The organism is Mesorhizobium sp. M0145, assembly GCF_040322355.1.
In the GTDB taxonomy this organism is placed as follows: Bacteria; Pseudomonadota; Alphaproteobacteria; order Rhizobiales; family Rhizobiaceae; genus Mesorhizobium.
Genome location: NZ_JAMYTK010000004.1, coordinates 218,569 through 244,414, shown reverse-complemented (window position 1 = coordinate 244,414; position 25,846 = coordinate 218,569). Strand labels below are relative to the sequence as shown.

General features: G+C 62.6%; 19 protein-coding genes. 10 read left to right on the top strand and 9 right to left on the bottom strand.

Annotated elements, in window-relative coordinates; genetic code table 11:
* Positions 1 to 19: 19 nt before the first annotated feature.
* The 4 genes from NKJ28_RS10160 to thrC are packed head-to-tail and all read right to left on the bottom strand — an operon-like array spanning position 20 to position 6,227.
* Positions 20 to 2,908, bottom strand: a complete 2,889-nt coding sequence (locus NKJ28_RS10160; RefSeq protein ID WP_352635322.1) for an EAL domain-containing protein — start codon at positions 2,906 to 2,908, stop codon at positions 20 to 22.
* A gap of 2 nt (positions 2,909 to 2,910) precedes the next feature.
* A complete protein-coding gene (locus tag NKJ28_RS10155) occupies positions 2,911 to 3,507 on the bottom strand; it encodes a GNAT family N-acetyltransferase (protein ID WP_254818464.1) in 597 nt (198 codons plus the stop codon).
* Between the two features lie 15 nt (positions 3,508 to 3,522).
* Positions 3,523 to 4,815 (bottom strand): M16 family metallopeptidase, encoded by a 1,293-nt coding sequence (locus tag NKJ28_RS10150; protein WP_023674150.1) that lies wholly within the window; start codon positions 4,813 to 4,815, stop codon positions 3,523 to 3,525.
* A 14-nt stretch (positions 4,816 to 4,829) separates the two neighbouring features.
* A complete protein-coding gene (gene thrC / locus NKJ28_RS10145; RefSeq protein WP_352593386.1) occupies positions 4,830 to 6,227 on the bottom strand; it encodes a threonine synthase in 1,398 nt (465 codons plus the stop codon).
* Between the two features lie 128 nt (positions 6,228 to 6,355).
* Between thrC and NKJ28_RS10140 the strand changes: the two genes are divergently transcribed.
* Positions 6,356 to 7,054, top strand: coding sequence for a hypothetical protein (locus NKJ28_RS10140; protein ID WP_023674152.1), 699 nt, complete (start codon positions 6,356 to 6,358; stop codon positions 7,052 to 7,054).
* 38 nt (positions 7,055 to 7,092) lie between these two features.
* On the opposite strand, the gene NKJ28_RS10135 is transcribed toward NKJ28_RS10140, so the two are convergent.
* The gene (locus NKJ28_RS10135; RefSeq protein ID WP_023674153.1) at positions 7,093 to 7,782 is read right to left on the bottom strand and encodes an HAD family hydrolase; all 690 of its coding nucleotides are present in this window, start codon (positions 7,780 to 7,782) and stop codon (positions 7,093 to 7,095) included.
* Between the two features lie 180 nt (positions 7,783 to 7,962).
* Between NKJ28_RS10135 and NKJ28_RS10130 the strand changes: the two genes are divergently transcribed.
* Complete coding sequence (locus NKJ28_RS10130; protein ID WP_023674154.1) at positions 7,963 to 9,096, top strand: site-specific DNA-methyltransferase; 1,134 nt, start codon at positions 7,963 to 7,965, stop codon at positions 9,094 to 9,096.
* A gap of 65 nt (positions 9,097 to 9,161) precedes the next feature.
* Here NKJ28_RS10130 and NKJ28_RS10125 read toward each other — a convergent pair whose 3' ends face one another.
* Both NKJ28_RS10125 and mutY read right to left on the bottom strand, forming a co-directional pair.
* Positions 9,162 to 9,773 carry an HAD family hydrolase gene (locus tag NKJ28_RS10125; RefSeq protein WP_023674155.1) on the bottom strand — a complete coding sequence of 204 codons (612 nt, stop codon included), beginning with the start codon at positions 9,771 to 9,773 and terminating at the stop codon, positions 9,162 to 9,164.
* An 11-nt stretch (positions 9,774 to 9,784) separates the two neighbouring features.
* Entirely contained in the window at positions 9,785 to 10,897 is a 1,113-nt protein-coding gene (gene mutY / locus NKJ28_RS10120; RefSeq protein ID WP_023674156.1) for an A/G-specific adenine glycosylase, read from the bottom strand.
* Between the two features lie 49 nt (positions 10,898 to 10,946).
* On the opposite strand from mutY, the gene NKJ28_RS10115 reads away from it, so the two are divergent.
* The 8 genes from NKJ28_RS10115 (at position 10,947) to nadE (ending at position 21,940) form a co-directional block, all read left to right on the top strand.
* Positions 10,947 to 11,447, top strand: a complete 501-nt coding sequence (locus NKJ28_RS10115) for a DUF721 domain-containing protein (RefSeq protein ID WP_023674157.1) — start codon at positions 10,947 to 10,949, stop codon at positions 11,445 to 11,447.
* A 129-nt stretch (positions 11,448 to 11,576) separates the two neighbouring features.
* Positions 11,577 to 12,302, top strand: a complete 726-nt coding sequence (locus NKJ28_RS10110; RefSeq protein WP_352571386.1) for a DsbA family protein — start codon at positions 11,577 to 11,579, stop codon at positions 12,300 to 12,302.
* Positions 12,303 to 12,419: 117 nt separating this feature from the next.
* On the top strand, positions 12,420 to 15,878 hold the full coding sequence (gene smc / locus NKJ28_RS10105) for a chromosome segregation protein SMC (RefSeq protein WP_352635317.1): 3,459 nt from the start codon (positions 12,420 to 12,422) through the stop codon (positions 15,876 to 15,878).
* Positions 15,879 to 15,987: 109 nt separating this feature from the next.
* Positions 15,988 to 16,959, top strand: a complete 972-nt coding sequence (locus NKJ28_RS10100) for an NAD-dependent epimerase/dehydratase family protein (RefSeq protein ID WP_352455763.1) — start codon at positions 15,988 to 15,990, stop codon at positions 16,957 to 16,959.
* A 186-nt stretch (positions 16,960 to 17,145) separates the two neighbouring features.
* Positions 17,146 to 19,083, top strand: a complete 1,938-nt coding sequence (gene asnB / locus NKJ28_RS10095; protein WP_352635315.1) for an asparagine synthase (glutamine-hydrolyzing) — start codon at positions 17,146 to 17,148, stop codon at positions 19,081 to 19,083.
* A 19-nt stretch (positions 19,084 to 19,102) separates the two neighbouring features.
* Positions 19,103 to 19,366: an acyl carrier protein gene (locus tag NKJ28_RS10090; RefSeq protein WP_352635421.1), complete on the top strand. Its 264-nt coding sequence runs from the start codon at positions 19,103 to 19,105 to the stop codon at positions 19,364 to 19,366.
* 22 nt (positions 19,367 to 19,388) lie between these two features.
* Complete coding sequence (locus NKJ28_RS10085; protein WP_352635313.1) at positions 19,389 to 20,936, top strand: class I adenylate-forming enzyme family protein; 1,548 nt, start codon at positions 19,389 to 19,391, stop codon at positions 20,934 to 20,936.
* The gene (gene nadE, locus NKJ28_RS10080; RefSeq protein WP_352635311.1) at positions 20,933 to 21,940 is read left to right on the top strand and encodes an NAD(+) synthase; all 1,008 of its coding nucleotides are present in this window, start codon (positions 20,933 to 20,935) and stop codon (positions 21,938 to 21,940) included. The genes NKJ28_RS10085 and nadE overlap by 4 nt, the downstream gene beginning before the upstream one ends.
* A 242-nt stretch (positions 21,941 to 22,182) precedes the next feature.
* Here the strand turns inward: nadE and NKJ28_RS10075 are convergent, their stop codons facing one another.
* A complete protein-coding gene (locus tag NKJ28_RS10075; protein WP_352635309.1) occupies positions 22,183 to 23,940 on the bottom strand; it encodes an adenylate/guanylate cyclase domain-containing protein in 1,758 nt (585 codons plus the stop codon).
* Positions 23,941 to 24,243: 303 nt separating this feature from the next.
* Positions 24,244 to 25,359 (bottom strand): hypothetical protein, encoded by a 1,116-nt coding sequence (locus tag NKJ28_RS10070; RefSeq protein ID WP_352635307.1) that lies wholly within the window; start codon positions 25,357 to 25,359, stop codon positions 24,244 to 24,246.
* Positions 25,360 to 25,846: the final 487 nt, after the last annotated feature.

The following is a 25,846-nucleotide window of genomic DNA, read 5'->3' as shown; positions in this document are numbered from 1 at the left end:
ATCACGTCCCCGAAACTTGTCACGCTTGAGTGAGCGGATACTGTTCCTTCAGCGTCTTCAGCACCTGGTCGCCCGGCATCGGCGCGCCGAACATGAAGCTCTGCACGTATTCGCAGCCCATCTGCCGCAACTCCAGCGCATCGCTCTCGTCCGAAATGCCTTCGGCGACAACCGACAGGCCGAGTTCATGCGCCATGTTGACCATGGATTTGAGCAGCACCGCACGTTTCGGCGTCGCGTCGTCGACGAAGCTCTTGTCGATCTTGATAGTGTCGAACGGAAAGCGCGTCAGATAGGCCAGCGATGAATAGCCGGTGCCGAAATCATCCAGCGACAGGCCGATGCCAAGCTGCTTCAACTTGGTCAGCACATGGGCGGTCTGCTCGGGATTGTCCATCACCAGCGATTCGGTGAGTTCGAGCCGGAAGCAGCGCGGTTTCAGGTTGGCTCGCGCGATCACCGAGCGGACGTCGCTGACCAGGTCGCGGCGGATGAGCTGGCGGCTGGACAGATTGACCGAGACCGACAGCGGCGCATCGCCGATCTGCTTTTGCCATCCCGCCAGGTCTTCGGCAGCCTGCTGCATGGCAAACAGCCCAAGCTGCACGATCAGGCCGCAGTTTTCGGCAACCGGAATGAAATCCGCCGGCGGGATCATGCCGCGCCGCGGATGGTCCCAGCGCAGCAGCGCTTCGAAGCCTGCGACGCTGCCGTCCTCCAGCCGCACGATCGGCTGGTAGGCAAGCGTGAATTCGCGTCGTTCGATGGCGCGGCGCAGATCGGACTCGAACTGCAGCCGGTCGGTGCCGACGGTGCGGAAGGCGGGACGGAACGGCTCGATCCGGTCGCCGCCGAAGCGCTTGGCCTGATGCATGGCAAGCTCGGCATCCTTGACCATGTCCTCGGCCGAGGTCTGCGTGGCGGTCCAGGTGATCAGCCCGATCGAGGCCGTCAGCACGATCTCGCGCTTGGCGAAGGTGATCGGGTTGTTGATGGCGTGCTTGATGGCATCGGCAATGGCCGCGATGCGGGCCGGATCCTGCTCCGACAAAAGCATCAGCGCGAACTGGTCGCCGGCAAAGCGCGACAGCGAATCCTTCGGCTTGAGCAGTCGGTGCAGCCGCCGCGCGATAGTCAAAAGGATGGTATCGCCGGCCGAGATGCCGAGCCCGTCATTGACCTGCTTGAACCGGTCTATGTCGATGACGAAGACGGTCGGGCGCACCTTCTCTTCGGTGCGGGCAATCGAAATGATCGCCTCCAGCCGGTTCATGAACAGCTCGCGGTTGGGCAGGCCGGTCAGATTGTCGTGCACGGCGTCATGCAGCAGCCGTTCCTCGGATTTCTTCTGCTCCGTCACGTCGACCATGGTGCCGACGCAGCGGATGACCTCGCCGTCCGAGCCGATCACCGGCCGGGCGCGCAACGAAAACCAGTGATAGTGCCCGTCGGCGCCGCGCAGGCGAAAGTTTTGCGACACCCGGCCGCGCCGGTGCTCGAGCACCACGTCGAGTGTCGTGCGAAACGTGTCGCGGTCGTCGGCATGCAGCACCGGCAGCCAGTTGCGGGCAGGGCCGCCGAGGCTGTTGGGGGCAAGACCGAGCTGAATGCTGACGTCGGGACGAGTGACGACGCGGTCGCGCAGCACGTCCCAGTCCCACACAGTATCGCCCGATCCGGCAACCGCCAGCGCCTGCCGCTCAAGGTCGGAGAACAGGCCCTGATGCAGCGCGCCGCCGGCAAAAGCGTGCTGCATCACGGTGAAGCCGATCAGCAGGATGATGAGGATCAGCCCACCGCCCAGCGCCGGCTGAGCGATATCGTTGTCCAGCATGCCGGTGATTGCCATCCACGATCCGCATAGCCACAGCAGAACCATCACCCAACTGGGCACCAGCATGATGGCGCGGTCGTAACCGCGGATACCGAGGAAGATGATCAGGCCGAGCCCGGTCAGCGCGGTGGCGGCGAAGGACAGCCTGGCAATGCCGGCGGCAACCGCCGGATCGATGATGGCGACACCGGCGATCAGCACCAGCCCGAGAATCCAGACCAGTGCGCCGTAGCTGAAATGGCCGTGCCACCGGTTGAGGTTGAGATAGGCAAACAGGAACACCACGAAGGTCGCCGCGAGCGCCACCTCCGTTCCGGCGCGCCACATCTGCTCATTGCCCGGTGAGATCTCTATGATCTTGTTGAGAAAGCCGAAATCGACGCAGATATAGGCAAGCACCGCCCAGGCTAGGGCCGCCGTTGCCGGGAACATCGAGGTCCCCTTGACGACGAAAAGGATGGTCAGGAACAGCGCCAGCAGGCCGGCGATGCCGATGACGATGCCACGAAACAGCGTGTAGGAATTGACCGAGTCCTTGTAGGATTCAGGATCCCACAGATAGACCTGCGGCAGCTTGGGCGAGGCGAGCTCGGCGATGAAGGTAATCACCGTTCCCGGGTTCAGCGTGACCCGGAACACGTCGGCGTCGGGGCTGGTCTGGCGGTCGAGCGCAAAGCCCTCGCTGGGCGTGATCGCGGCGATACGGGTCGAGCCGAGATCCGGCCAGAACAGGCCGGAATTCACCAGCCGGAAATGCGGTGCGACAATCAGCCTGTCGAGCTGCTGGTCGGTGGTATTAGCGAGCGCGAACACCGCCCAGTCACCGGTCGAGCGCGCATCATTTGCCTCGACCTCGATGCGCCGCACGATGCCGTCCGGGCCTGGCGCGGTCGACACCTGAAAATTCTCGCCCTGGTTCCGGTAGATCAAGACGGCCCCCGAAAGATCGAGCGCAACGTCGTCGCGGGCGATCTTGATCGGTTCTATGGCAAAGGCCGAGGACGCCGCGCAGAGCGTGACGATTGCCGCCAGCATAAAGGCAAGCAGCGACCCCTTGCGCAGAAAATTCGTCAAAATCAGTCCTTTGTTCCAACGCCCGGCGGATCGTCCGCGATTCGGGCGTATAGGTAATGGTCCTGCCAGATGCCGTTGATCCTGAGATAGGATCGTAGCAGTCCTTCGCGCCGGAATCCGGCTTTTTCAAGCACGCGGATCGACCGGGCGTTGTCGGGAATACAGGCAGCTTCGATCCGGTGCAATCGCAGCGTTTCGAAGGCGAAACGCGTCACCACTTTGACGGCATCGGTCATCAGGCCGCGTCCGCTGAAGCGCTCGCCGATCCAGTAGCCGATATGGCCGCTTTGGGCGACGCCGTGGCGGATATTGCCGAGGGTGATACCGCCGGCCAGCTTGCCGCTGCTTTTCTCGAAGATGAAGAAGGCGATCGCCGTCCCCTGCGCGTAGTCCTCGCGGTAGCGCCCGATACGATGCCGCCACGCCGTGCGGTCGAGTTCGTCAGGGGTCCATCGCGGCTCCCACGGCTCAAGAAAAGCGCGGCTTTCACTGCGCAGCACCGACCACTCGCGATAGTCGTTGGTCAGCGGTACGCGCAGCGTGACAAGCTCGCCCTTCAGTGCCGGCAGGTCGCGGCGAAAGAAAGGGAGCGCGAACACGACGCTCGAATAGGCTTAGACGGCAAGCTTACGGGCAGTGGTCTGCGTGCCCGAAAGCGAATCGAGGATTGCCTCATAGGGCGCGAGCGTACCCACCGGCCCGACGGCTGTAAGCGTCGGCTTGGTCGAAAAAAGCCGGGACGACAGATCCGTCAGCCGCTCGACAGTCAACGCCGCCAGCCGCTCCATCAGCTCTTCCTTGGCGATCGGCCTGCCGAACAGAAGCAACTGCCTGGCGATCTGCGAGGCGCGGCTGGCCGGGCTCTCGGCCGACATGATCAGCCCGGCGCGGTATTGGGCACGCGCCCGGTCAAGCTCCTCCTGCAGGATGTTTTCACCGGCCTTTTGCAGCTCGTCGATGATCACAGGCACCAGCTCGGCAATATCGCTTTGTCCGGTCGCCGCATGGACCCCGAAGACGCCGGTGTCGGAAAAACCCCAGTGGAAGGCATAGACCGAATAGCACAGGCCACGTTTCTCGCGGACTTCCTGGAAAAGTCGCGACGACATGCCGCCGCCCAGGATCATCGACAGGACCTGGGAGGCATAGAAATCGCGGACGTGATAGGCGCGGCCCTCGAAACCCAGCACGATCTGGGCGTCCATCAGGTCGCGGTCCTCGCGAAAATCGCCGCCGACATACTGCGCATATTGCGGGATGGTGCCGTCGGCCTTGCCGCGGAAGCTGCCGAGACGCTTTTCGACCTCCCGCACGAAATCGTCGTGCTTGATATCGCCGGCCGCCACCATCACCATGTTCTCGGCGCCGTACTGTCGTTCGATGAAGTCGTGCAGCTGCTTCGAAGTGAAGGATTTGACGGTTTCCGGCGTGCCAAGAATCGAGCGGCCGATAGTCTGGTGGCGGAAGGCGGTCTCGGTAAAGTGATCGAAAACGACGTCGTCGGGCGTATCGTGCGCGGCGCCGATCTCCTGCAGAATCACATGCTGCTCTCGTTCCAACTCCTGCGGATCGAATTCGGATTCCTGCAGGATGTCGGAAAGGATATCGACGGCCAGCGGCACGTCGTCGCTTAGAACCCTTGCATAATAGGAGGTCGTCTCGACGCTGGTGGCGGCATTGATCTCGCCGCCGACGTCCTCGATCTCCGAGGCGATCTCGAAGGCGCTTCGCCGCCTGGTGCCCTTGAAAGCCATGTGCTCGAGCAAGTGCGCCATTCCGTGCTCTTCGTCACGCTCGTTGCGTGCGCCCGACTTGACCCAGGCGCCAAGGGCAACAGATTCGAGGCTTGGAAGGGTTTCGGTGGCGACTGTCAGGCCGTTCGACAGACGGCTTACCTCAACACCCATATGGCAATTACTCCCTAACGCGCCGCCCGCGTGTGGCGGCCGAGATAATCTTCCACCATTTTCAGGTCGGATGGAAGTACCGTGTATTTTTCCTGGGCGCTCATCAACCCGCCTAGCCATGCAGGCAGGGCAGGCGACACGCCGCTGGCGGCTTCGACGGCGGCGGGAAACTTTGCCGGGTGCGCAGTGCCCAGCACCACCATCGGCACCTCACCCGCAGCCTTGCCGGCGGCCACATGCACGGCCGCGGCCGTATGCGGGTCGAGCAGATAGCCGCTCGCCGCAAGTGTGGTGCGGATGGTGGCGGCGACCTCGTCCATGGTGGCGCGGCCGGCGTCGAATTCGGAGCGGATCTTGGCGATTTCGCCGGGCTCGATGGTGAAGGCGCCGGACTGCTTGAGCCCGTTCATGTAGCGCCGTACGGTCGAGGCATCGCGGCCGGACGCTTCGAACAGCAAGCGTTCGAAGTTCGAAGACACCTGGATGTCCATCGAGGGCGACGTGGTCGAAAAGACCCCCTTCATGCGGTATTCGCCGGTCGCCAGCGTGCGCGCCAGAATATCGTTGTCGTTGGTGGCGATGATCAGCCGTTCGATCGGCAGCCCCATCTTCTTGGCGGCATAGCCGGCGAAGATGTCGCCGAAATTGCCGGTCGGCACGGTGAAGGAAACCGGCCTGTCGGGCGCGCCGAGCGACAGGCCGGACGAGAAATAATAGACGATCTGGGCCATGATGCGGGCCCAGTTGATCGAGTTGACGCCGGACAGCGATACCCGGTCGCGAAAACCGTGGTCGTTGAACATGGCCTTTACCAGGCCCTGGCAGTCGTCGAAATTGCCTTCGATCGCCAACGCATGGACGTTTGCGGCGGTCGAGGTCGTCATCTGCCGCTGCTGTACCGGCGAGACGCGGCCGTACGGGAAAAGCACGAAGATGTCGGTGCGGTTGCGCCCGGCAAAGGCATCGATGGCGGCCCCTCCGGTGTCGCCGGAGGTGGCACCGACAATGGTGGCGCGCTGGTCGCGCTCGGCCAGCACATGGTCCATCAGCCGCGCAAGAAGCTGCATCGCCACGTCCTTGAACGCGAGCGTCGGGCCGTGGAACAGCTCGAGCACGAAGCTGTTCGGCCCGGTCTGCACGAGCGGGCAGACGGCCTCATGGCGGAAGGTCGCATAGGCTTCGCGCACCAGCCGTTCGAACACCGGCGCCGCGATCTCGCCGCCGAGGAACGGCGACAGCACACGGATGGCAAGATCGGGATAGGCAAGGCCGCGCATGGCGCGGATCTCGGCTGCGGAAAAATGCGGCCAGGCGCTCGGCAGGTAGAGCCCGCCGTCGCGCGCCAGTCCGGCCAGCACCGCGTCGGAAAATCCAAGCGCGGGCGCTTCCCCGCGGGTACTCACATATTGCATCGTCACGTTTCCATTGCTGCCGGGAATTTTCGCCCGCCGCGAGGTGGTGGATTTCTGCGCAGGCTCAGTCGCATTTTTGCCGCGCGGTTGATATACGTCACCGGCTTTGCGAGAGGGAAGTGCAGTTCATGGCGTTTCATTCATTCAACGGTCGTTTTGTCGCGGGTCTGGCGCTCGCCGGCTTTATGCTTGCCGCCGCAGGTTGCCAATCGAGCGACAATGGAATTCTCGGCTTCGGCAAAAAGGATACGACACCGCCACCGCCACCCGATCCCAAGGTGCTTTCCAGCCAGCTGCAGGCCTATTGCCCGAAAGTGACGTTGCGTGACGGCACTGCCTTCTTCAATACCTACGCCAAGAGCGGTCCGAAGCCGAAGAAAAAAACCGATGTTGCCGCCGAGGAAGCCGCCCAGCCGGCAGCGGACGCGGCTGGCGCCGATCAGCCGGACGATTCCGCCAAGATCATCTATCAGGCTTCGATCACCGATGTGACCCGCGACTGCAGCCGCGCCAACGGCTCCTTGTCGATGAAGATAGCCGTCGCCGGCAAGGTCGTGCCTGGCCCGATGTTCACCCCCGGCACCATCACCATGCCGATCCGCATCGCGGTGATGCACGGCACCGAAGTTCTCTATTCGCAGCTTCACTCCTATCAGGTCCAGGTTACCGATCCTTCGAGTGCCACGCAGTTCGTCTTCACCGATTCCAACGTCGTCGTTCCGGAGCCGACGGCGAAGGACTACCAGGCATATGCCGGGTATGACGAGGGCGCTCCGAAAGTAGCGACAGACAAGCCGAGGAAGAAGAAAGCCGCCGCGACCAACTGAGCCGCTGCATTCGCGCCACGGCGGTTGGAGGCGGCCTCTCAGGCGTCCGCCGACCATTCCGACAGCGCGGCGATCACGCTTTTCAGTTCCGCCCAGCGGCGGATGACCGTTTCCGCGCCGGCCTCGGTCAGCGCATCGGCGTGGCCGGGATAGCTGTGCGCCGCGCCGGTGAAGCCGATGACGCGCATTCCCGCCGTCTTGGCGCCGGTGACGCCATGCACCGAATCCTCGATGACAAAGGTGTTCGCAGGATCGGCCTTGAGCTTTTCCGCGGCGAACCGAAACACGTCCGGCGCCGGCTTGGATTTCCCGGTCGGGGTTTCCAGCGAGGAAAAGATACGGCCGGCAAAGAACGGCAAAAGCTGCACCTTCTCCAGCATGAATTCGATTCGCTCCGAACGCGAATTCGAACAGACGCAGCGCGGCACTGCTACCGCGGCGACAGCCTCGTGCGCCCCGTCGATGGCACGCACGTCGCTGCGCAGCCGACGATCGACCAGCTGTTCCTCCTTGTCGATCAGCGAGGCCTGGAACGGGATCCGGGACTTTTCCTCGACCCGCATCATGATGTCCTTGAAAGTCAACCCGGCATAGACCTCGGAAATCTCCTCGGCCGATATCTCGTAGCCGGCCGAGGTCAACAGCTCGGCATCGATCCGCGCGGCGATGATTTCGGAATCGACGAGCACGCCGTCGCAATCGAAGATGACAAGGTCTGGCTGGGGCATGGTGATCCGGAAAGCGGGATGAGGGGAATGCCGAGGGCCCTTTGGTCCAAACGGCTCAGGCGGCGCGGCATACACCAACAGGCCGGGCTTCGCAAATTCGGCGGGCTGCTTCACTGAATATTTACGCTGATCGGTAACCATAACGGACAGTAAACAGTAACGCGTGCCTTGGGTGTCACAATGTCTGCCGTGCGTCTTCTCGACGAGCTTTCCGATGCTCCCCAGCAATCCGAGTGGCTGGATACGATCCTGAAGGGCGACTGCGTCGCCGCGCTCGAACGGCTGCCGGAAAAGTCGATCGACGTGATCTTCGCCGATCCGCCCTATAATTTGCAGCTCGATGGCGATCTGCACCGGCCCGACCAATCCAAGGTCGATGCCGTCGACGACCATTGGGACCAGTTCGACAGTTTTGAGGCCTACGACGCCTTCACCCGCGCCTGGCTGCTGGCGGCGCGCCGTGTGTTGAAGCCCAACGGCACGATCTGGGTTATCGGCTCCTACCACAATATTTTCAGGGTCGGGGCAAAGATGCAGGACCTGGGCTTCTGGATCCTCAACGACGTCGTCTGGCGCAAGACCAATCCAATGCCCAATTTCCGTGGCCGCCGTTTCCAGAACGCGCATGAGACGATGATCTGGGCATCGCGCGACCAGAAGGGCAAGGGCTACACTTTCAACTACGAGGCGCTGAAGGCATCGAACGACGACGTCCAGATGCGCTCGGACTGGCTGTTTCCGATCTGCACCGGCGGCGAGCGCCTGAAGAACGACAATGGTGACAAATTGCATCCGACGCAGAAGCCGGAAGCGTTGCTTGCCCGCGTCATGACGGCATCGACCAGGCCGGGCGACATCGTGCTCGACCCGTTCTTCGGTTCAGGAACCACCGGGGCTGTGGCCAAGCGGCTTGGCCGCCACTTCGTCGGCATCGAGCGCGAACAAACCTATATCGATGCCGCCATGGAACGTATCGATGCGGTCCGGCCGCTGGAAGGCGCCAATTTGACGGTACTGACCGGCAAGCGCGCTGAGCCGCGCGTCGCCTTCGTCACGCTTCTCGACAATGGCCTGGTGGCGCCAGGCGCCACGCTTTACGACGCCAAGAAGCGCTGGGCGGCAAAAGTGCGCGCCGACGGCACGCTGGCGATCGGCGACAGTGCCGGGTCGATCCACAAGATCGGCGCCGAGGTGCAGGGGCTGGACGCCTGCAACGGATGGACCTTCTGGCATTATGAGCGCAGCGGCGGCCTGACCCCGATCGACGAGCTTCGCCGCATTGCTCGGCTAGGCATGGAGCGGGCGGGCGCCTGACGGCTTCCGAGTTGCGACAGATCGGTTAATGCGAAGGCTCAACCAACTCCTGGAACCGATTCAAATCACACTTTGATCCCAAGGCGCTCAAGGTCCGCCCTGAGCGTCTTTGCATCGGTGAACAGCACCGACTGCCAGCCCGCCGCCTTGGCGCCGTCGACGTTCTTCTGGCTGTCGTCGATGAACAGCGTCGCTGACGGTTCGAGGCTGAACGCGGCGACGTGGTGGTCATAGATGGCGCGATCCGGCTTGATCTGGCGGATGTCGCCGGAAACGGTGACGCCGCGCGGCCGATTGAGGAAATCGAAGCGCTCGCGGGCCTCGGCGAGCGTATCCGCAGCGAAATTGGTGAGCATCGTCACGTCATGGCCGCTGTCGATCAGGCCGATCATGATGGCGACGCTGTCCTCATAGGCGTGAGGCACCATCTCGTGCCAGTGCCGGCGGAAATTGCGGATATTTTCGGCGTGCTCGGGATATTGCGCGATCGCCAGCGCTTCGGCCTCTTCCCAACTGCGGCCGCGATCCTGCTCGATGTTCCAATCATGCGTGCAGACATTGTCGAAGAACCATTTCCGTTCGTCGGGATCGGGGATCAAGCGACTGAAGGGCAGGTCCGGATCATAGTGGATCAGCACTTTGCCGATGTCGAAAACGATGTGGCGGATTTCAGTCATTCTTCTCTCTTTCAACGCGGCCGCTGCTTTTTCGTCGCGCCCGGCATCGCCGCTTCGATTACCTTTTTCATGACGCTCGGCAGCGCTTCCCCGGAAATTTCATGGGCCAGCGACCAGAAATGCCCGACCGGGGCGGCAACGTCGGTCTCCGCCTTGAACACGTCGAGTTCAAGCGCAAAATGGGTAAAGATATGGCCGATGCGTCCGGCCTGCTGCCAGTTGCCGGGGAGCGGGGCCGCCGCTTCCGTGGTGGCGCCGTCTATGCGCGCCGTCCAGCCGGTCGTCGGCACCTCAGTCATGCCGCCGAGCAGGCCTTTGTCCGCGCGCTTGCGCAGAAGGATGGCGCCGTCGCACCTGACGGCAACGAAGGCGGCACCGCGGCGTAAGGGTCTTTCGGCCTTGGGCAGGCGGACCGGAAAGCGTTCGGGGTCGCCCGAGATCGTGGCGCTGCAGTCCACGCGAACGGGGCACAGAATGCAGCGGGGCCGGCGCGGCGTGCAGATCGTCGCGCCCAGGTCCATCATCGCCTGCGCGAAGTCGCCGGGCCTTGTCAGGGGAACCATGCGTTCGACCTGGCCGCGTATCTCGCCCTTGGCTTCGCCCAGCGGCGTGGCGATCGAAAACAGCCGTGAGACGACCCGTTCGACATTGCCGTCGACGACCGCGGCTGGTCGGTCGAAGGCGATCGCTGCGATCGCCGCCGCCGTATAGGCGCCGATGCCGGGCAGTTCCTTCAAGCCGGACTCGCTGTCCGGAAAGCGGCCGCCTTGCCGCGCGACGAGATCGGCACAGGCTTTGAGGTTACGGGCGCGGGAATAATAGCCGAGCCCGGCCCAGGCCTTCATGACGTCTTGGGTCGGTGCCGCCGCCAGCGCCTGGACCGTTGGCCATTTCTGCATGAACGCCTGAAAATAGGATTTTACCGCCTCGACCGTGGTTTGCTGCAGCATCACCTCGGAAAGCCAGACCAGATAGGGATCGGGCCGCGCCCCGCCCGCCAGCGCGCGCGGCGAAACGCGCCAGGGCAGGTCGCGGTGATGCGCGTCGTACCAGGCAAGCAGCCGGGAGGCGATCTCGACATTGTCTCCGGATACGGCCTTGCGGGTCTGGTCGTGCAGTGCCATTGATCGAGGGTCGGCCCTAATCCATTGGTGCTGAAGCTGGAGAACGCACATGGCAGGGAAAAGGCCCTTCGGCAATCCCGTTCCGGTGAGCGATCTCGCAACCGAGATCCTCGACCCGGTGCTGCGCAAGCGGGCCGGTATGTCGATCGGACTGGTCCAGTCATGGGAAGAAATTGCCGGGCCGCGGCTTGCCGGCCGCTCGCGCCCGGAAAAGATCCAGTGGCCGCGCCGCATGCATGAGGACGATCCTTTCGAACCGGCGGTGCTGGTGATTGCCTGCGAGGGTGTAGCGGCACTGCATCTGCAGCACGAGACCGGCGAGATCATCAACCGGGTCAATGCCTTCCTCGGTTTCAATGCGATCGGCCGGATCAGGATCGTGCAGAAGCCGGTAATGGCGGGCAAGGACAAGCCGAAACCCAGTTTGCGGCCGCTGACTGCGGCCGAGAAAGCGAAGCTGTCGGGCACCGTTGGTTTGATCGAGGACGGCGGGCTGCGCGCCTCGCTGGAGCGGCTTGGCGCCACCATTCTCGGTCAAAAGAAACCGTGATCTCGCGCTATCGTGATGGTATGCCCGGATTTGGCGATTGGAATAGGGGCGGTAATGCCTTAATTCGCGCCAACTCTCGCTTTTTGTAGACTTTGCATTGCAAAATCCAACTATTGCCAGGTGATTCGTATGATCCGTTCCTTGTCCCGCAGAAACCTTTTGACTTCGCTGGCCGCAATACCAGCGGTGGCGCTGCTTGCCGCCTGCAGCGACTCGGGCGAGAAAGCCGAGGCGCAGGATGTGAAGCCTGCGGCTCCGGAACCTGCGAAGCCGGCCGCTCCGGCCGCCGCGGCGGCGCCGGAGGCTCAGGGCACGGTCGATATGGCGGCACTGCTGAAGCCCGGCGCATTGCCCGACATGCAGCTCGGCAAGCACGATGCAAAGGTCACTATCGTCGAATATGCATCGATGACCTGCCCGCATTGCGCGCATTTCGCCGAGACCACTTTTCCGGAGCTGAAGACGAAATATATCGACACCGGCAAGGCCCGTTACATACTGCGCGAGTTTCCGTTCGATCCCAGCGCCGAGGCCGGTTTCATGCTGGCGCGCTGCTCCAAGGACAACTATTTCCCGATGGTCGACGTACTGTTCAGGCAGCAGGCGAACTGGGTTGGTGTGAACAATACCAAGGACGCACTGCTGCAAATCGCCAAGCTTGCCGGTTTTACACAGGAGTCCTTCGAGGCCTGCTTGACGGACCAGAAACTTCTGGACGATGTGAGATCTGTCCAGAAGCGCGGCGCCGACGAATTCAAGGTCGATTCCACACCGACCTTTTTCATCAACGGAAAGACCTACAAAGGGGCGATGTCGATTGCGGAAATGTCGGCCATCATCGACCCTCTGCTCTGACGTTTCGGCAGCGCCGAAGCGGCGTAGCTTCGGCGTGCGCACTTCTTTGTCTTGCCGCGGGTTCTCCTTGCAAAACCGCGGCACAGTTTTGCGAAACTTGGCTATGGGCCGGCGCGAATGAAGTTCTCGCGCCTTCGCCTCCTCGGCTTCAAATCCTTCGTCGAACCCGGCGAGTTCGTCATCGAACGCGGTCTGACCGGCATCGTCGGGCCGAACGGCTGCGGCAAGTCGAACCTGGTCGAGGCGCTGCGCTGGGTCATGGGCGAAAGCTCCTACAAGAACATGCGTGCGTCCGGCATGGACGACGTCATCTTTTCCGGCTCGGGAACGCGTCCGGCCCGCAACACCGCCGAAGTCACGCTGTTCCTCGACAATAGCGACCGCACCGCGCCGTCCGCCTTCAACGACGCCGACGAATTGCAGGTCTCGCGCCGCATCGAGCGCGAGGCCGGCTCGCTCTACCGCATCAACGGCAAGGAGGCTCGCGCCAAGGACGTTCAGCTGCTGTTCGCTGACCAGTCGACCGGCGCCCGCTCGCCCTCGATGGTCGGCCAGGGCCGCATCGGCGAGCTGATCCAGGCAAAGCCGCAGGCGCGCCGCGCGCTGCTGGAGGAGGCGGCCGGCATTTCCGGCTTGCACACACGGCGCCACGAAGCCGAGCTGCGGCTGAAGGCGGCGGAACAGAACCTCGAAAGGCTGGACGACGTCGTCGGCGAGCTGGAGGGTCAGATCGAAAGCCTGAAACGCCAGGCCCGCCAGGCCTCGCGCTTCAAGAACCTGTCGGCCGACATCCGCAAGGCCGAAGCGACGCTGCTGCATCTGCGCTGGACGCTGGCCAAGACGCAGGAAGGCGAAGCGCGTTCGGCGCTGGCGATTGCCACCGCGCTGGTCGGCGACCGTGCCGCCGCCCAGATGGCTGCCGCCAGGGAACAAGGCATCAACGCCCACCGGCTGCCGGACCTGCGCGATGCGGAAGCCGCTGCCGCCGCCGCCTTCCAGCGTCTATCGATCGCCAAGGCGCAGATCGAGGAAGAGGCAGGCCGCATCCGCGCCCGCCAGGCTGAGCTCGACCGCCGACTGCAACAGCTCGATGGCGACCTTGCCCGCGAGGAGCGCATGGTCCGCGACAATGCGGATATCCTCGAACGCCTCGCCGCCGAAGAAGCCGCGCTCAACGCCGAAAACGCCGGCGCCGCCGAGCGCGAGGCCAGCACCCGCGCGGCTTTCGAGCAGGCGGCATCGACGCTTGCCTCGAGCGAGGCCAGGCTCGCCGCGCTGACCGCCGAACGGGCGGAGGCTGCCGCCTCGCGCAACCAGATCGAACGGACGCTGCGCGACACCGCTGAGCGCCGCGACCGCTTTGCCCGCCAGCTTGCCGATGTCGACCGCGAACTGTCGGAGATCGTCTCCAGGGTCGCCGGCCTGCCCGATCCCGCCGAGAAGCGGCTGCTGGTCGATCAGGCGCTGACGCTGCTCGAAGAGGCTGAGGCAGCCGCCATTGCCGCCGAACAGGCGGTCGCCGAGGCGCGTGCAGGCGAAAGTGCTGCCCGCCCACCGGTTCAGGACGCAAAGGCCGAGCTGGCGCGGATCGAAACCGAGGCCCGCACGCTGGCCAAGATCCTCAACGCCGCCAGCGGCGATCTATTTCCCTCGGTGCTGGAGCAGATCAGCGTCGAGCGTGGCTACGAGACGGCGCTGGGTGCCGCGCTTGGCGAAGATCTCGACGTGCCGCTCGACCGCAGTGCGCCGGTACATTGGGGCCAGAGCGAAATCCAGCCTGCCGACGCCGCATTGCCCGAAGGCATAAGGAGCCTCGCCAGCGTTGTGCGTGCGCCGGCACAGCTGGCCCGCAGGCTGGCCCAGATCGGCATTGTCGAAGCCGCCGACGGAAGACGGCTGCAGACGCTGCTTGCTCCCGGTCAACGGCTAGTCAGCCGCGAAGGCGCGCTCTGGCGTTGGGACGGCTTCACCGCCAGCGCCGATGCCCCGACCGCCGCCGCGCAGCGGCTGGCGCAGAAAAACCGGCTGGCCGAGCTCGATGCCGAAGCAGTCCATGCCACGCGCACCCTGCGCGAAGCTGAACAAGCCCTTGCCCAGGCCGAACAGGCGCTTGCCCAGGCGAGCGAGGCCGAACGCAACGCCCGACAGGCCGGGCGCGACGCCCAGCACGGGCTCGACGCTGCCCGCAATACGCTGGCCGAGGCCGAAAAAGCCGGCGGCGAGCTGTCGAGCCGGCGTGCAGCACTTGACGAGGCGCGCGCACGCATTGTCGACAGCCATGAGGAAACGGCGGCGGCATTCGTCGAGGCGGAAATGCTGCTGCAGGACGCGCCCGATCTCGGCGATCTGCAATTGCAGCTCGAGCAGTCGGCCGCCAACGTCGCCCGCGACCGCGCCGCCCTTGCCGATGCGCGTGCCGTTCACGAGGGCCTGAGGCGGGAAGCCGAGGCACGTGCGCGTCGGCTCGACGCCATCAGCGTTGAACGGCGCAACTGGGTCGAGCGCGCCGAAAACGCCTCGACGCAGATCGCGGCGCTCGGCGAACGCAAGGCAGAGGCCGAGGCCGAGCGCGAGCAACTGGCCGACGCTCCCGACGAGATTGACGCCAAGCGGCGCGCCCTGCTGTCGCAGCTCGCCGAGGCCGAAAGCCTGCGCAAGGCAGCGGGCGACCGCTTGCAGGAAGCGGAGAACCGGCAGTCCGAGCTGGACAAGGCTGCGACTGCTGCCATCCAGTCGCTGGCCGAGGCGCGCGAATCCCGCGTTCGCGCCGAAGAGCGGCTGACCGCCGCCGACGAGCGTCGGCTGGAAGTCGAGGCGCGCATCCAGGAAACGCTGAACACGCCGCCGCATCTGGTGATCCGCCACACCGGCCTCGAATCCGACAGCCCGATGCCCGAAATGGCCGAGATCGAGCGTCAGCTCGACCGGCTGAAGGTCGAACGCGAACGGCTCGGTGCCGTCAATCTGCGCGCCGAGGAGGAGCAGAAGGAACTGTCGGACCGGCTGGAGACCATCGTCTCCGAGCGCGACGACATCATCGAGGCGATCCGCAAGCTGCGGCAGGCGATCCATAGCCTGAACCGCGAAGGCCGCGAGCGGCTGCTCGCCGCCTTCGAGGTGGTCAACGGCCATTTTCAACGGTTGTTTTCGCATCTGTTCGGCGGCGGCACCGCCGAGCTGCAACTGATCGAGTCCGACGATCCGCTCGAAGCGGGGCTCGAGATCCTGGCGCGCCCGCCCGGCAAGAAGCCGCAGACGATGACGCTGCTGTCCGGCGGCGAGCAGGCGTTGACGGCGATGTCGCTGATCTTCGCCGTGTTCCTGACCAATCCGGCGCCGATCTGCGTGCTCGACGAAGTCGACGCGCCGCTCGACGACCACAATGTCGAGCGTTTCTGCAATCTGATGGACGAAATGGCCGCAACCACCGAAACGCGCTTCGTCATCATCACACACAACCCGATCACCATGGCGCGCATGGACCGGCTGTTTGGGGTGACCATGGCCGAACAAGGCGTCAGCCAACTGGTGTCGGTTGACCTGCAGGCGGCCGAAGCCATGCGCGAGGCAAGCTGACGCATCAGCTTAATGGTGGTCTCCACCTCGGCTTTCGACTATAGCACGACAAAATGGGCCGGATCTGCCGCTCCAGATACCGGCCCGGCTATGCGCGTGGAGAAGCTTGTTGCCTATACTTGTCACCGGAGCCGCGGGATTCATTGGCAGCCACGTTTGCCACCATCTGCTCGACCGGGGAGAAGCGGTCGTCGGCGTCGACAACATGAACGACTATTACGACCTGGCGCTCAAAAAGGGGCGGCTTGCCCGCCTTCTGCCCCATAAGGATTTTTCGTTCCACCAGATCGATATTGCCGAACAGGGCGCGCTTGCAGCCGCTTTGGCCGGGCAAGGCATCGTTAGGATCGTGCACCTTGCAGCGCAGGCGGGCGTGCGCCACTCACTCGACAATCCGCGGCTCTATATCCGCTCCAATGTCATGGGCCACCTCGAAGTGCTCGAATTCTGTCGCGCCGAACCGGCATTCGAGCATCTGGTCTATGCCTCGTCGAGCTCGGTGTATGGCGGCAACCGCAGCGTGCCGTTCAGCGAAGCCGATCAGGTCGACAAGCCCGTTTCGCTTTACGCTGCCACCAAGAAAACCGATGAGTTGATGAGCCACACCTACGCCCATCTGTTCGGCATACCGCAGACCGGCCTGCGGTTTTTCACGGTCTACGGTCCCTGGGGCCGTCCCGACATGGCCTATTGGATGTTCACCCAGGCGATGCTCGAGGGCAAGCCGATCCGGGTCTTCAACAATGGCGAAATGTGGCGCGATTTCACCTACATAGACGATGTTGTGAAGGCGGTTGTCGCCGTGCTCGACAAGCCGCCGGCGGCTGACGTTCCGCCGAACAGGCTCTACAATGTCGGCAACAACCGGCCGGTGCGGCTGGGCGACTTCATCGACATTCTGGAAAGGCTGCTCGAGGTCAAGGCAATCCGCCACAACGAGCCGATGCAGGCGAGCGACGTCGAGAAGACTTACGCCGACATGACCGCGCTGGAGCGGAATTTCGGCTTCAGGCCTAGCGTTTCGATAGAGGACGGGCTGAAGAAGTTTGTTGACTGGTACCGGCCGTACTCGAAGCAGTGATTTGCATCGCTCGCCGTGACGCCTTCAAGCGTGACACCTTGGAGTGGGGCGCAAGTCGGTCCGCAAAAGCACCATTTTGTCCTAACATCCTGTTAACCACATGCTTGCTGAAAAGTATCCGATTAACCTTTGAGGCGCTTATGACCGCTATGTTTCGTGGCTTGCTGTTCAGTATGAGCTGTGTGGATGTGCGGATTCGGGGGCTATTTCGGTTCAGTCCGGGATGCGGAAGCTTTGCTTGCGCGCATGACGTCTGCGATCGCCCATCGCGGGCCGGATGAACAAGGGAAATTCGTAGCGCCCGAGGCTGGGCTTGGGCATGCGCGGCTGTCGGTGATTGGAATTGGTGATGGCCAGCAGCCGATGTCCGACGAAACCGGCAATTTGACGATTGCGTTCAACGGCGAGATCTTCAACTACGTGGAATTGCGCGAAGGGCTGCTGGCCAAGGGCCGACGCTTCCGCACGTCGAGCGATACCGAAGTTCTCCTGCAGCTGTATGACGAGATGGGCGAAGACTGCCTGTCGCTCCTGAACGGTGATTTCGCCTTCGCGATTTGGGATAACCGGCGGCGGCGGATGGTGCTTGCAAGAGACCGCATGGGTGTTCGGCCGCTGTTCTACACCAGCAAGGACGGGGTGCTCTACTTTGCGTCGGAGATAAAGGCCCTCCTGAAGGTACCCGGCGTCTCGGCCGAAATCGATCCGATTGCACTCGACCAGATCTTTACGCTGTGGGCGCCGATCGCTCCACGCACGGCTTTCCGCAACATCCACGAGCTGGAGCCGGCAAGCGTGATGATCGCGACACAGGGGCAAGTCACGGTCAAACCATATTGGCACCTAGACTACCCGTATCCGGATACGCCATCGAAGATCACCAATGAGGACGACGCGGCCGAGGAACTGCAGGCCCTTTTGACCGACGCGGTGAGGCTTCGCATGCGCGCCGACGTGCCGGTCGGTTCCTACCTTTCGGGCGGGCTCGATTCATCCCTCGTTTCGGCACTCGCGGCCGGCATGACTCCTCTTAAGCTGCAGACATTTTCCGTGACGTTCGACAGCGCCGAGCATGACGAAAGCGCCTTCCAGACCGAAATGGCGTCAGCACTTGGCACGCGCCATCGAACCATTGCGTGTCGTGCCGGCGATATCGCCGGTGTGTTTCCCGAAGTCATCCGCTTTACCGAGCGGCCGATCATCCGCACCGCCCCGGCCCCCCTCTATCAATTGTCTGGCCTCGTTCGCCAGGCCGGTTTGAAAGTGGTGCTGACAGGCGAAGGCGCCGACGAGGTCTTTGCCGGTTATGATGTCTTCAAGGAAGCGCGGGTTCGCCGTTTCTGCGCGCGACAGCCGGCATCGCGCATCAGGCCACAACTGTTCCGCAAGCTTTATCCCTATCTGCCGGGCCTGCAACAGCAGTCCGTGGAGTACCTGGCTGCGTTCTTCGGAACCGGCAGCGCTGCCCTGGACGATCCGCTGTTCTCGCATCGGCCGCGTTTCAAGACCACATCAGCGGCGAAGATGTTCTTTTCCGGTGACCTGCGCGCGACATTGAAGGGGTATGACGCAGCCGAGGACCTAGCCAGCCGGTTGCCTGAGGCATTTTCCCGGTGGCATCCGCTGCATCAGGCGCAATATCTCGAAACCCGCTTTCTCTTGCCGGGCTACATCCTCTCCAGCCAGGGCGATCGCATGGCCATGGCGCACGGTATCGAAGGGCGATTCCCCTTCCTTGACCATCGCTTGGTAGAGTTTGCGGCCAGACTTCCGCCGGAGATGAAGCTGAAGGGACTGGTGGAAAAACACATATTGCGCAAAGCTGCCAAGCACCTGCTTCCGACGGCCATCCGCGAGCGCACCAAACAGCCTTACCGGGCACCGGAAGCCCGCTCCTTCGTTGGAGCGGGAGAACTGGACTACGTACGCGACTCACTGAGCGAAGCGAGCATCGCCGCCGGCGGACTATTCAACGCCAACGCGGTGGCGAACCTGCACGAGAAATGCCGCTTGCAGCCAGCGTCCGGATTCCGCGACAATGCGGCTTTCGTCGGCATTTTGTCGACGCAACTGTGGCAGAAGATTTTCACTGGCGAAAAGGTCGGTGCAGCACGAGCGGCCTGAGAAATCGAGGGAATGAAAAATCATGGTAGCAATCAAGGACAAGGTCAAAGCCTTTATCGTCGACAACTTCCTGTTCGGGGACACGTCCTACGAGCTTGCAGACTCCGTATCACTGATCGAGAACGGCATCATCGACTCGACGGCCGTGTTGGAGCTCGTGGCATTCATAGAGGATGATTTCGGCATAGCGATGGTCGATGCCGACATCGTACCGGCCAATCTGGATTCGATTGACCGCATCTCAGCCTTCATCAAGGCAAAGGCAGAAGCGCTGGCAGCGTAGGCGCCATCGGCGAGGAGCGTCCGTGCGGATCGAACATTTTCTGACGGCGAAGGCCGCTGCCCATCCAGCCAAAACGGCATTGATCACCGAGCACAAAAGGCTGTGCTATGAAGAGCTGGACGATCTTTCGAGCCGCCTGGCCGCCGCCCTTTTCATGAATGGCGTCAGGCGCGACGACCGGGTGCTGATCTTCATGGACAATTGCTGGGAGGCTGCGGTTTCGATTTTCGCAGTTCTTAAGGCAGGCGCGACTTTCAGTCCGATCAATGCATCCACCAAGGCCGAAAAGCTGGCCTACATCATCGCCGATTGCGACGCAGCTGCGATCCTCACGCAAGCAAAACTGATGCCCGTGGTCGCCGAGGCGTGCGGATCGTCCGGCAAGACCGGCATCTTCGTGGCCTCCACCGTTGGTGCCGATAACCAATGCCCGGCAGGGGCCACATCCCTGGCGGATTGCTTGACGCTCCAAGCCAGGGAGATTGACCACCGCGGCGTTGACGTCGATCTTGCGATGTTGATCTACACCTCGGGCTCGACCGGCCGGCCCAAGGGCGTGATGATGACGCACCGCAATTGCGACGCGGCGGCCGACTCCATCACCACCTACCTGCGCAACTCGCCCGACGACATCATCTTGAATGTTCTGCCCCTCGCTTTCGACTACGGCCTCTATCAGTTGCTGATGGCTGTCAGGCTCGGCGCCACGCTCGTGCTCGAGAAGTCCTTCGCTTTTCCCCAGGCGGTCTTTGAACGCATCCGCCAGGAAGGCGTCACCGGGCTTCCGCTCGTGCCCACGATGGCAGCGATGATCCTGCAGATGCGTGATCTGGCGCCGGGCTTCCTGCCCAGCCTTCGCTATATTTCCAACACGGCGGCTGCCTTGCCGCCGGCTCACATAGAACGCTTGCGGTTCCTTTTTCCCGGTGTCAGGCTCTATTCGATGTATGGCCTGACGGAATGCAAGCGCTGCACCTATCTGCCGCCCGAGGAGCTAGACCGCCGGCCGGGGTCGGTCGGAATAGCCATTCCGAACACCGAAGCCTTTGTCGTCGACGACGAGGGGCAACGGGTGCCGCCGGGCGTAGCAGGTGAGCTGGTCATTCGCGGGCCGCACGTCATGCAGGGTTATTGGCGAAACGAAGCTGCGACGACACGAGCCTTGCGCCCGGGTCCGAACCCTTGGGAGAAGGTCCTCTACACCGGCGATCTGTTCAGGGCCGATGAGGAAGGCTTTCTTTATTTCGTCGGCCGCAAGGACGACATCATAAAGACACGGGGAGAGAAGGTGGCGCCCAAGGAAGTGGAAGCCGTGCTTCACGCTCATCCGGGCATCGCGGAAGCGGTTGTCTTCGGCGTGCCGGATCCTGTGCTTGGGCATGCGATCGGCGCATTTGTCGTACGGTCCGACCCAGCGCTTGGCGAAAAAGATGTCGTTCGTCACTGTGCACGTCATCTTGAGGACTTCATGGTGCCCAAGATCGTCGAGTTCCGCCGCGAGCTGCCGAAGACCGATACCGGCAAGGTCAGCCGTCGGCTTGCGGCAGAAACCATGGAGGCCGCGCAATGAATGTTCGCCCGATCGAGGATGCGCGGACCTTTCTGGCGCAGGCTCTGGCAATCGACCTGATCACCGAAACGGACCGTATCGTAACGGCCTTGCGCCAGCAGTTGCGCGGGCTTCGCAAGCGGGGCCTTGTGCTCGGTCTTTCGGGCGGGATCGATTCGAGCGTGTCGGTCGCGTTGGCCGCACGTGCCGTCGGTCCGCGGAATGTGCTTTGCCTGTTCATGCCGGAAAGCGATTCTGATCCCGAAAGCCTGCGGCTCGGCCGCCTCGTCGCCGAAACTTTTGGTGTCGAGGCTGTGACGGAGGATATCGGGCCGGCCTTGCGCGCGATGGGCTGCTACCAGCGCCGCGACGCCTTCATCCGCGAATTGGTCCCGGAATACGGCGAAGGCTGGGCCTCGAAGATCGTGATCGCGAACGCGCTCGAGGGCCAAGGCTATAATATCTCGTCGCTGGTGGTGCAGGATCCCGAAGGCAAGCAGACGAAACTGAGAATGCCGTTGCCTGTCTATCTCGGCGTCGTCGCCGCTACCAATATGAAGCAGCGCACCCGCAAGCAGATCGAATACTATCATGCTGATCGTCTGAACTTCGCCGTTCTTGGAACACCGAACCGGCTGGAATATGATCAGGGATTCTTCGTGAAGAACGGTGACGGTGCCGCGGACGTCAAGCCGATCGCCCACCTCTATAAAACGCAGGTCTATGCGCTGGCGCCCCATCTCGGCGTTCCGGAGGAAATCCGGAACCGGCCGCCGACCACCGATACCTATTCGCTGGCGCAGACACAGGAGGAGTTCTACTTCTCGCTTCCATATGACCGTATGGATATTTGCCTTTACGGTCTCAACAATGGCATGGCGGCCGAAGTGGTGGGGCAGGCGGCCGGATTGGCCGCCTCACAAGTGGAACGCGTCTGGGCCGATATCATCGCCAAGCGCAAGGCGACGCGTTATCTGCACATGCGTCCGCAACTCGTCGAGGAAGTCGAAGAACTCGGTACCTGACCTGCTTCGAGACCGCCACGTCCCAGGCCGCCGCCATGCCCGAGATGGGCGGGAAGTTGCCGTTCGTCTCATCTGCCAGACGAGCACGTTGCGCCAGGAGCGGAAGCTTAGCAGGGGTCACGCCAGCGCCCAGTTAGCGCTACGAAGCAGACCTTCAGCCTGTGCAGGAAGCGGGGCCCGGCTTACCAAGTGGCATATCCAGGAAGCGCGTCCCCCTCCTCAGCTAGGCACCGTTTTCGGCTCTACGCTATACCTGCGCGACGAGCCCCTTCCTTAATCGCAGCGAGGGCCAGAGGATTGGTGACGGGATAGGTTCGGATGAAGTTCTCGACGGTGAACCTTGGAAACTCGACGGCAATCCGCCTGGCGATCGACTGCGCCTGCGCCGGCTCTTCGAGCAGCGCGTGACACAGGGCACGGAACATCAGAGTGACGGGAATATCCGGCGGACTTTGGCACAGCGACGACAGACTGTCGGCATAGCGACCGGCGACGAACCGCGCCCGGGCGAGCTGCGCGTAGTACCAACTCGGAGCCTGCGGATTGAGGCGAAGCGCCCGTTCGGCAAGAGCACAGCCTTCTTCCGGATTTCCACACACGAGAGCTCGGCTTGAGGCAAGCATCGACAGCACATCGGCGTCATTGGGTGCCAGGGCCAGCGCCCGGTCGTATTCCTCTGCGGCCCCGCTGATATCGCCGTCAATGGCGCGGAGAGCGCCCATGTAAAGGCGCGTCATCGGATCGGTAGGGTCGAGCGCCAGAGCCTTTTCCACGCATTCTCGCCAGCGCTCGACCGAAGCGGCTGAATCTGGCGTGAAGGCATTGAAGGCATCGACCGCATGTGCCAATCCCAACGTCATCCAGGCCCGCGCGAAGCCGGGGTCGAGTTCCACGGCGCGGGACAGCATGCGTATGGCTTCTGCTCTCGCATCGGTCGTGAATCTGTCGTGCAGTTCCACCCCGAGTAGATAGCAGTCGTAAGCACCCAGGCTCGACGGAGGCTTCCGCCGAGCCACCTCACGCCCGAGATTGGCGAGCTTGCCGAAAGTGCCTGCCAGGGCATTGATGACGTTCTGTGTGATGCTGTCCTGCATGAGAAAAAAATCATCGGTCGACTCGTCGAACCGCGCCGACCAAAGGTTGGCTCCGGTCCGGGTGTCGACCAGCTGCACCGCGACGCGGACACGCTGTCCGATCGCCTGGAGGGTGCCTTCCAGCAGGTAATCGGCGTTCAGTTCCCGTCCAACCGAGCGTGTGTCGCTCGCCCGTCCCCGATAGGACTGCATGGTCTGGCGCGAAATGACCGCAAGGTCGGGATAGCGCGCTAGGTCGCCGATCATGTCGGCCGACAGGCCGTCTGCCAGCCGCGTCCAGCCGTCGTCGGCGCTCAGGTTTTCGAACGGCAAAACCGCAATTACCGGCGGCTTACTGTCGTCGCCGGAAGAAAGGCCTGGTTTGGCATCGACGATCTTGCCCGCAGTAGCGGGGTCGATCAAGACACGGTACACGCGAACCGGTTCGGCGATACTTTTCATTTTCTGCACGCCGAGTGAGGCAAAGCCGATCGGCACCTTTCCCCTCACATGGTCGCAGGCGGTGGCGGAAATCGCGATTCCTCCAGGTTCCGCCAGCCCTTGCAGCCGATCGGCGATGTTCACCGCATCGCCGTGGATGTCGTCACCCTCAACGATAACATCGCCCAGATTGATGCCGATGCGGAAATCAAGCCGCCGTTCTGGCTGCGTGAGAACGTTCACCTCCGCCTTCTGTTGCTGGATTTCGACCGCGCAGCGTAGGGCGTCGACCACACTGTGGAACTCGACCAGCATCCCATCTCCCATGGTTTTCACCAGTCGACCATGGTGCGCAGCGATCCTTGGCTCGAATACTTCGTTCAGGTCGGTTCGGAAAAGCGCACGCGTACCCTCGTCGTCGATCTGGCTCAAGCGGCCATAGCCGACGACATCGGCAATCAGGACGGCTGCGAGATGACGTTCCATCCCCCAATCCTACGCGGATTGTTACCCGCTTTCCAAGCTTACAGCAGGTCGCAGGTTGATGCCATTGCCGCCGCCCTTGAAAGACAGCTTTTCGGGTCTGTGTACCTTGCTGCATGAGAGCCCGAATGTCGGACAAGGGTCAGATCGCGTCATGCGACGCTCCCAACTGGATGACGGCAAAGGGTCGAACTCGGTCGTTCAGAGTGATTGGGTTTTGACCCAAGCATTTTGCAGCCAAGTGGAAACGCGCCTAAAATAAATAGATAGAGCGGGATGCTCGGTTCAACTTGAAAGCATCCCGCCTCAGCTGAAACGGCTGCCGATCAGCCGGCTCCACTGCTCGCCCGCAAGCCCATTCAGGAAGACTTGCGAGTTCTTCATCGCGTCCAAAAGCTCTGGATCACGTGAATGTACCACCGTTGAGGCAACGGTCAGGAAAGCAATGCGTCGTCCAAGCATCGCCTCCAGAAGTGCAGGTTGAATACGTCCGCGCAGGCCGCTGACGCCGCGCGCGGCGGCGTGATCGATCAGGCAGTCAATCACCGGGCCCGCCTGGCCGGGGAGGGCGAAGATCTGCAGCACGCGACCAATTTCATACTTTCGTGCGTAATAGGCGAAAGCGCCGACATTGGTGCCGACTGGCGACGTCACACAAACGTAGACAAGCTCGCCCAGATCCGGCTTTTGTGCCGCATCGGTCAGGATGTGGTCGAGTTGGCCTTTCGTCCATTCCGGGCGCAGGGCGAATTGAGCGGTAAACGGTTCGATGAGCCTGGCAAATGCGTGGCTGTCGATTTCGGATGTACGAAATGCTCCGTGGCCTGCCCCGTCCACCGCCACACCCGACCAACGTCGTTCGCTGGATGTCATCCTTCTGCAGTAAAATCGGTCGACTGTACGCGCCAGCGGATTGAGCATTCGCGCAAGCGCCATGCGATTGGCGGAAAGGCTGAGCATGAAGGCCGCGGGGCGCATCACGCGGACCCAGTCAAGGCTGTATTGCGGCAGGACCACGCCGCGCAGCCGGGTCCACAATTTCACGGAAATATCGTTGGCCGTCTCGCTGAAGGAGATGTCCTGCGGACCATCCAGGTAAGCTTTCAGCAAGCGGGCGCCGGCCAGCGGGTCGTGCTCATGGTCCTCGACCATGAGCGAGCTACAGATAGCCGCGCGTAGTTGTCGGCCGTTGAACGTCATCGGCAGGACGTGGACGCCGACAAATCCGGAGACGCGACCGGCGTCGTTGACATGGACAAGCGACCGGAGGTTGTCTGCGCAACCGGGCGCATCCAGATAAAACCGTTTCATGTATTCCACGAGAGAGGCCGGCGCTTCGGTCCTCTCCTTCAACAGCACGCGCTGAAACATGTTCGCAACTGCCGGGAGGTCGGCGCCTTGCAAGGCGCGAATGACGCTCAAGCCCGGCTCCCGCCACCAAAGTCCCATCCACCGAGCTTCCGGGCCAAGGCGACGCGAGGCACGAGAACATCGGGCGCGCGTTCCAACTCGACGCCCATGAAGCCGTGCAACCTCGGCCAGTTGCGATCGCCCCGGTGACAGAACGGAGTGCTGAATTGCTGCGGCAAGGTGGAACCCTTTGCTTGACCGACGAAAAACCGGCGTCATTGCTGCTAGCAGATTCAGGTAAACCGATATTAAAGTCGTTGCTTTGAATGGTAGCGAACCGGGTTTGTCCGGCCCCATACCTGGACATCAGCAATTTTGGTTCCTGGCGGACTCTACACGACCAGCGGCATGAGTTGCGTGCTCCGCGCCGAACCGGTTCGGCTGGCCAAAGTTTCGCGTGGCGGCTCTTGACTGGGAGCGCGGGCGTAATACGGTGAGGACAAATACCGGCTCTGACCGCCGGGCGGCAAGAATGCCTCGTATGCTCTCGCCTGGCGGC

Bases quoted from the DNA above. Each gene is read 5' to 3' on its own strand.
- smc (WP_352635317.1), top strand. From the start codon at position 12,420: ATGAAGTTCTCGCGCCTTCGCCTCCTCGGCTTCAAATCCTTCGTCGAA.
- NKJ28_RS10150 (WP_023674150.1), bottom strand. From the start codon at position 4,815: ATGGGTGTTGAGGTAAGCCGTCTGTCGAACGGCCTGACAGTCGCCACC.
- NKJ28_RS10110 (WP_352571386.1), top strand. From the start codon at position 11,577: ATGATCCGTTCCTTGTCCCGCAGAAACCTTTTGACTTCGCTGGCCGCA.
- NKJ28_RS10135 (WP_023674153.1), bottom strand. From the start codon at position 7,782: ATGCCCCAGCCAGACCTTGTCATCTTCGATTGCGACGGCGTGCTCGTC.
- NKJ28_RS10130 (WP_023674154.1), top strand. From the start codon at position 7,963: ATGTCTGCCGTGCGTCTTCTCGACGAGCTTTCCGATGCTCCCCAGCAA.
- NKJ28_RS10125 (WP_023674155.1), bottom strand. From the start codon at position 9,773: ATGACTGAAATCCGCCACATCGTTTTCGACATCGGCAAAGTGCTGATC.
- mutY (WP_023674156.1), bottom strand. From the start codon at position 10,897: ATGGCACTGCACGACCAGACCCGCAAGGCCGTATCCGGAGACAATGTC.
- thrC (WP_352593386.1), bottom strand. From the start codon at position 6,227: ATGCAATATGTGAGTACCCGCGGGGAAGCGCCCGCGCTTGGATTTTCC.
- NKJ28_RS10075 (WP_352635309.1), bottom strand. From the start codon at position 23,940: ATGGAACGTCATCTCGCAGCCGTCCTGATTGCCGATGTCGTCGGCTAT.
- asnB (WP_352635315.1), top strand. From the start codon at position 17,146: ATGTGCGGATTCGGGGGCTATTTCGGTTCAGTCCGGGATGCGGAAGCT.
- NKJ28_RS10115 (WP_023674157.1), top strand. From the start codon at position 10,947: ATGGCAGGGAAAAGGCCCTTCGGCAATCCCGTTCCGGTGAGCGATCTC.
- nadE (WP_352635311.1), top strand. From the start codon at position 20,933: ATGAATGTTCGCCCGATCGAGGATGCGCGGACCTTTCTGGCGCAGGCT.
- NKJ28_RS10140 (WP_023674152.1), top strand. From the start codon at position 6,356: ATGGCGTTTCATTCATTCAACGGTCGTTTTGTCGCGGGTCTGGCGCTC.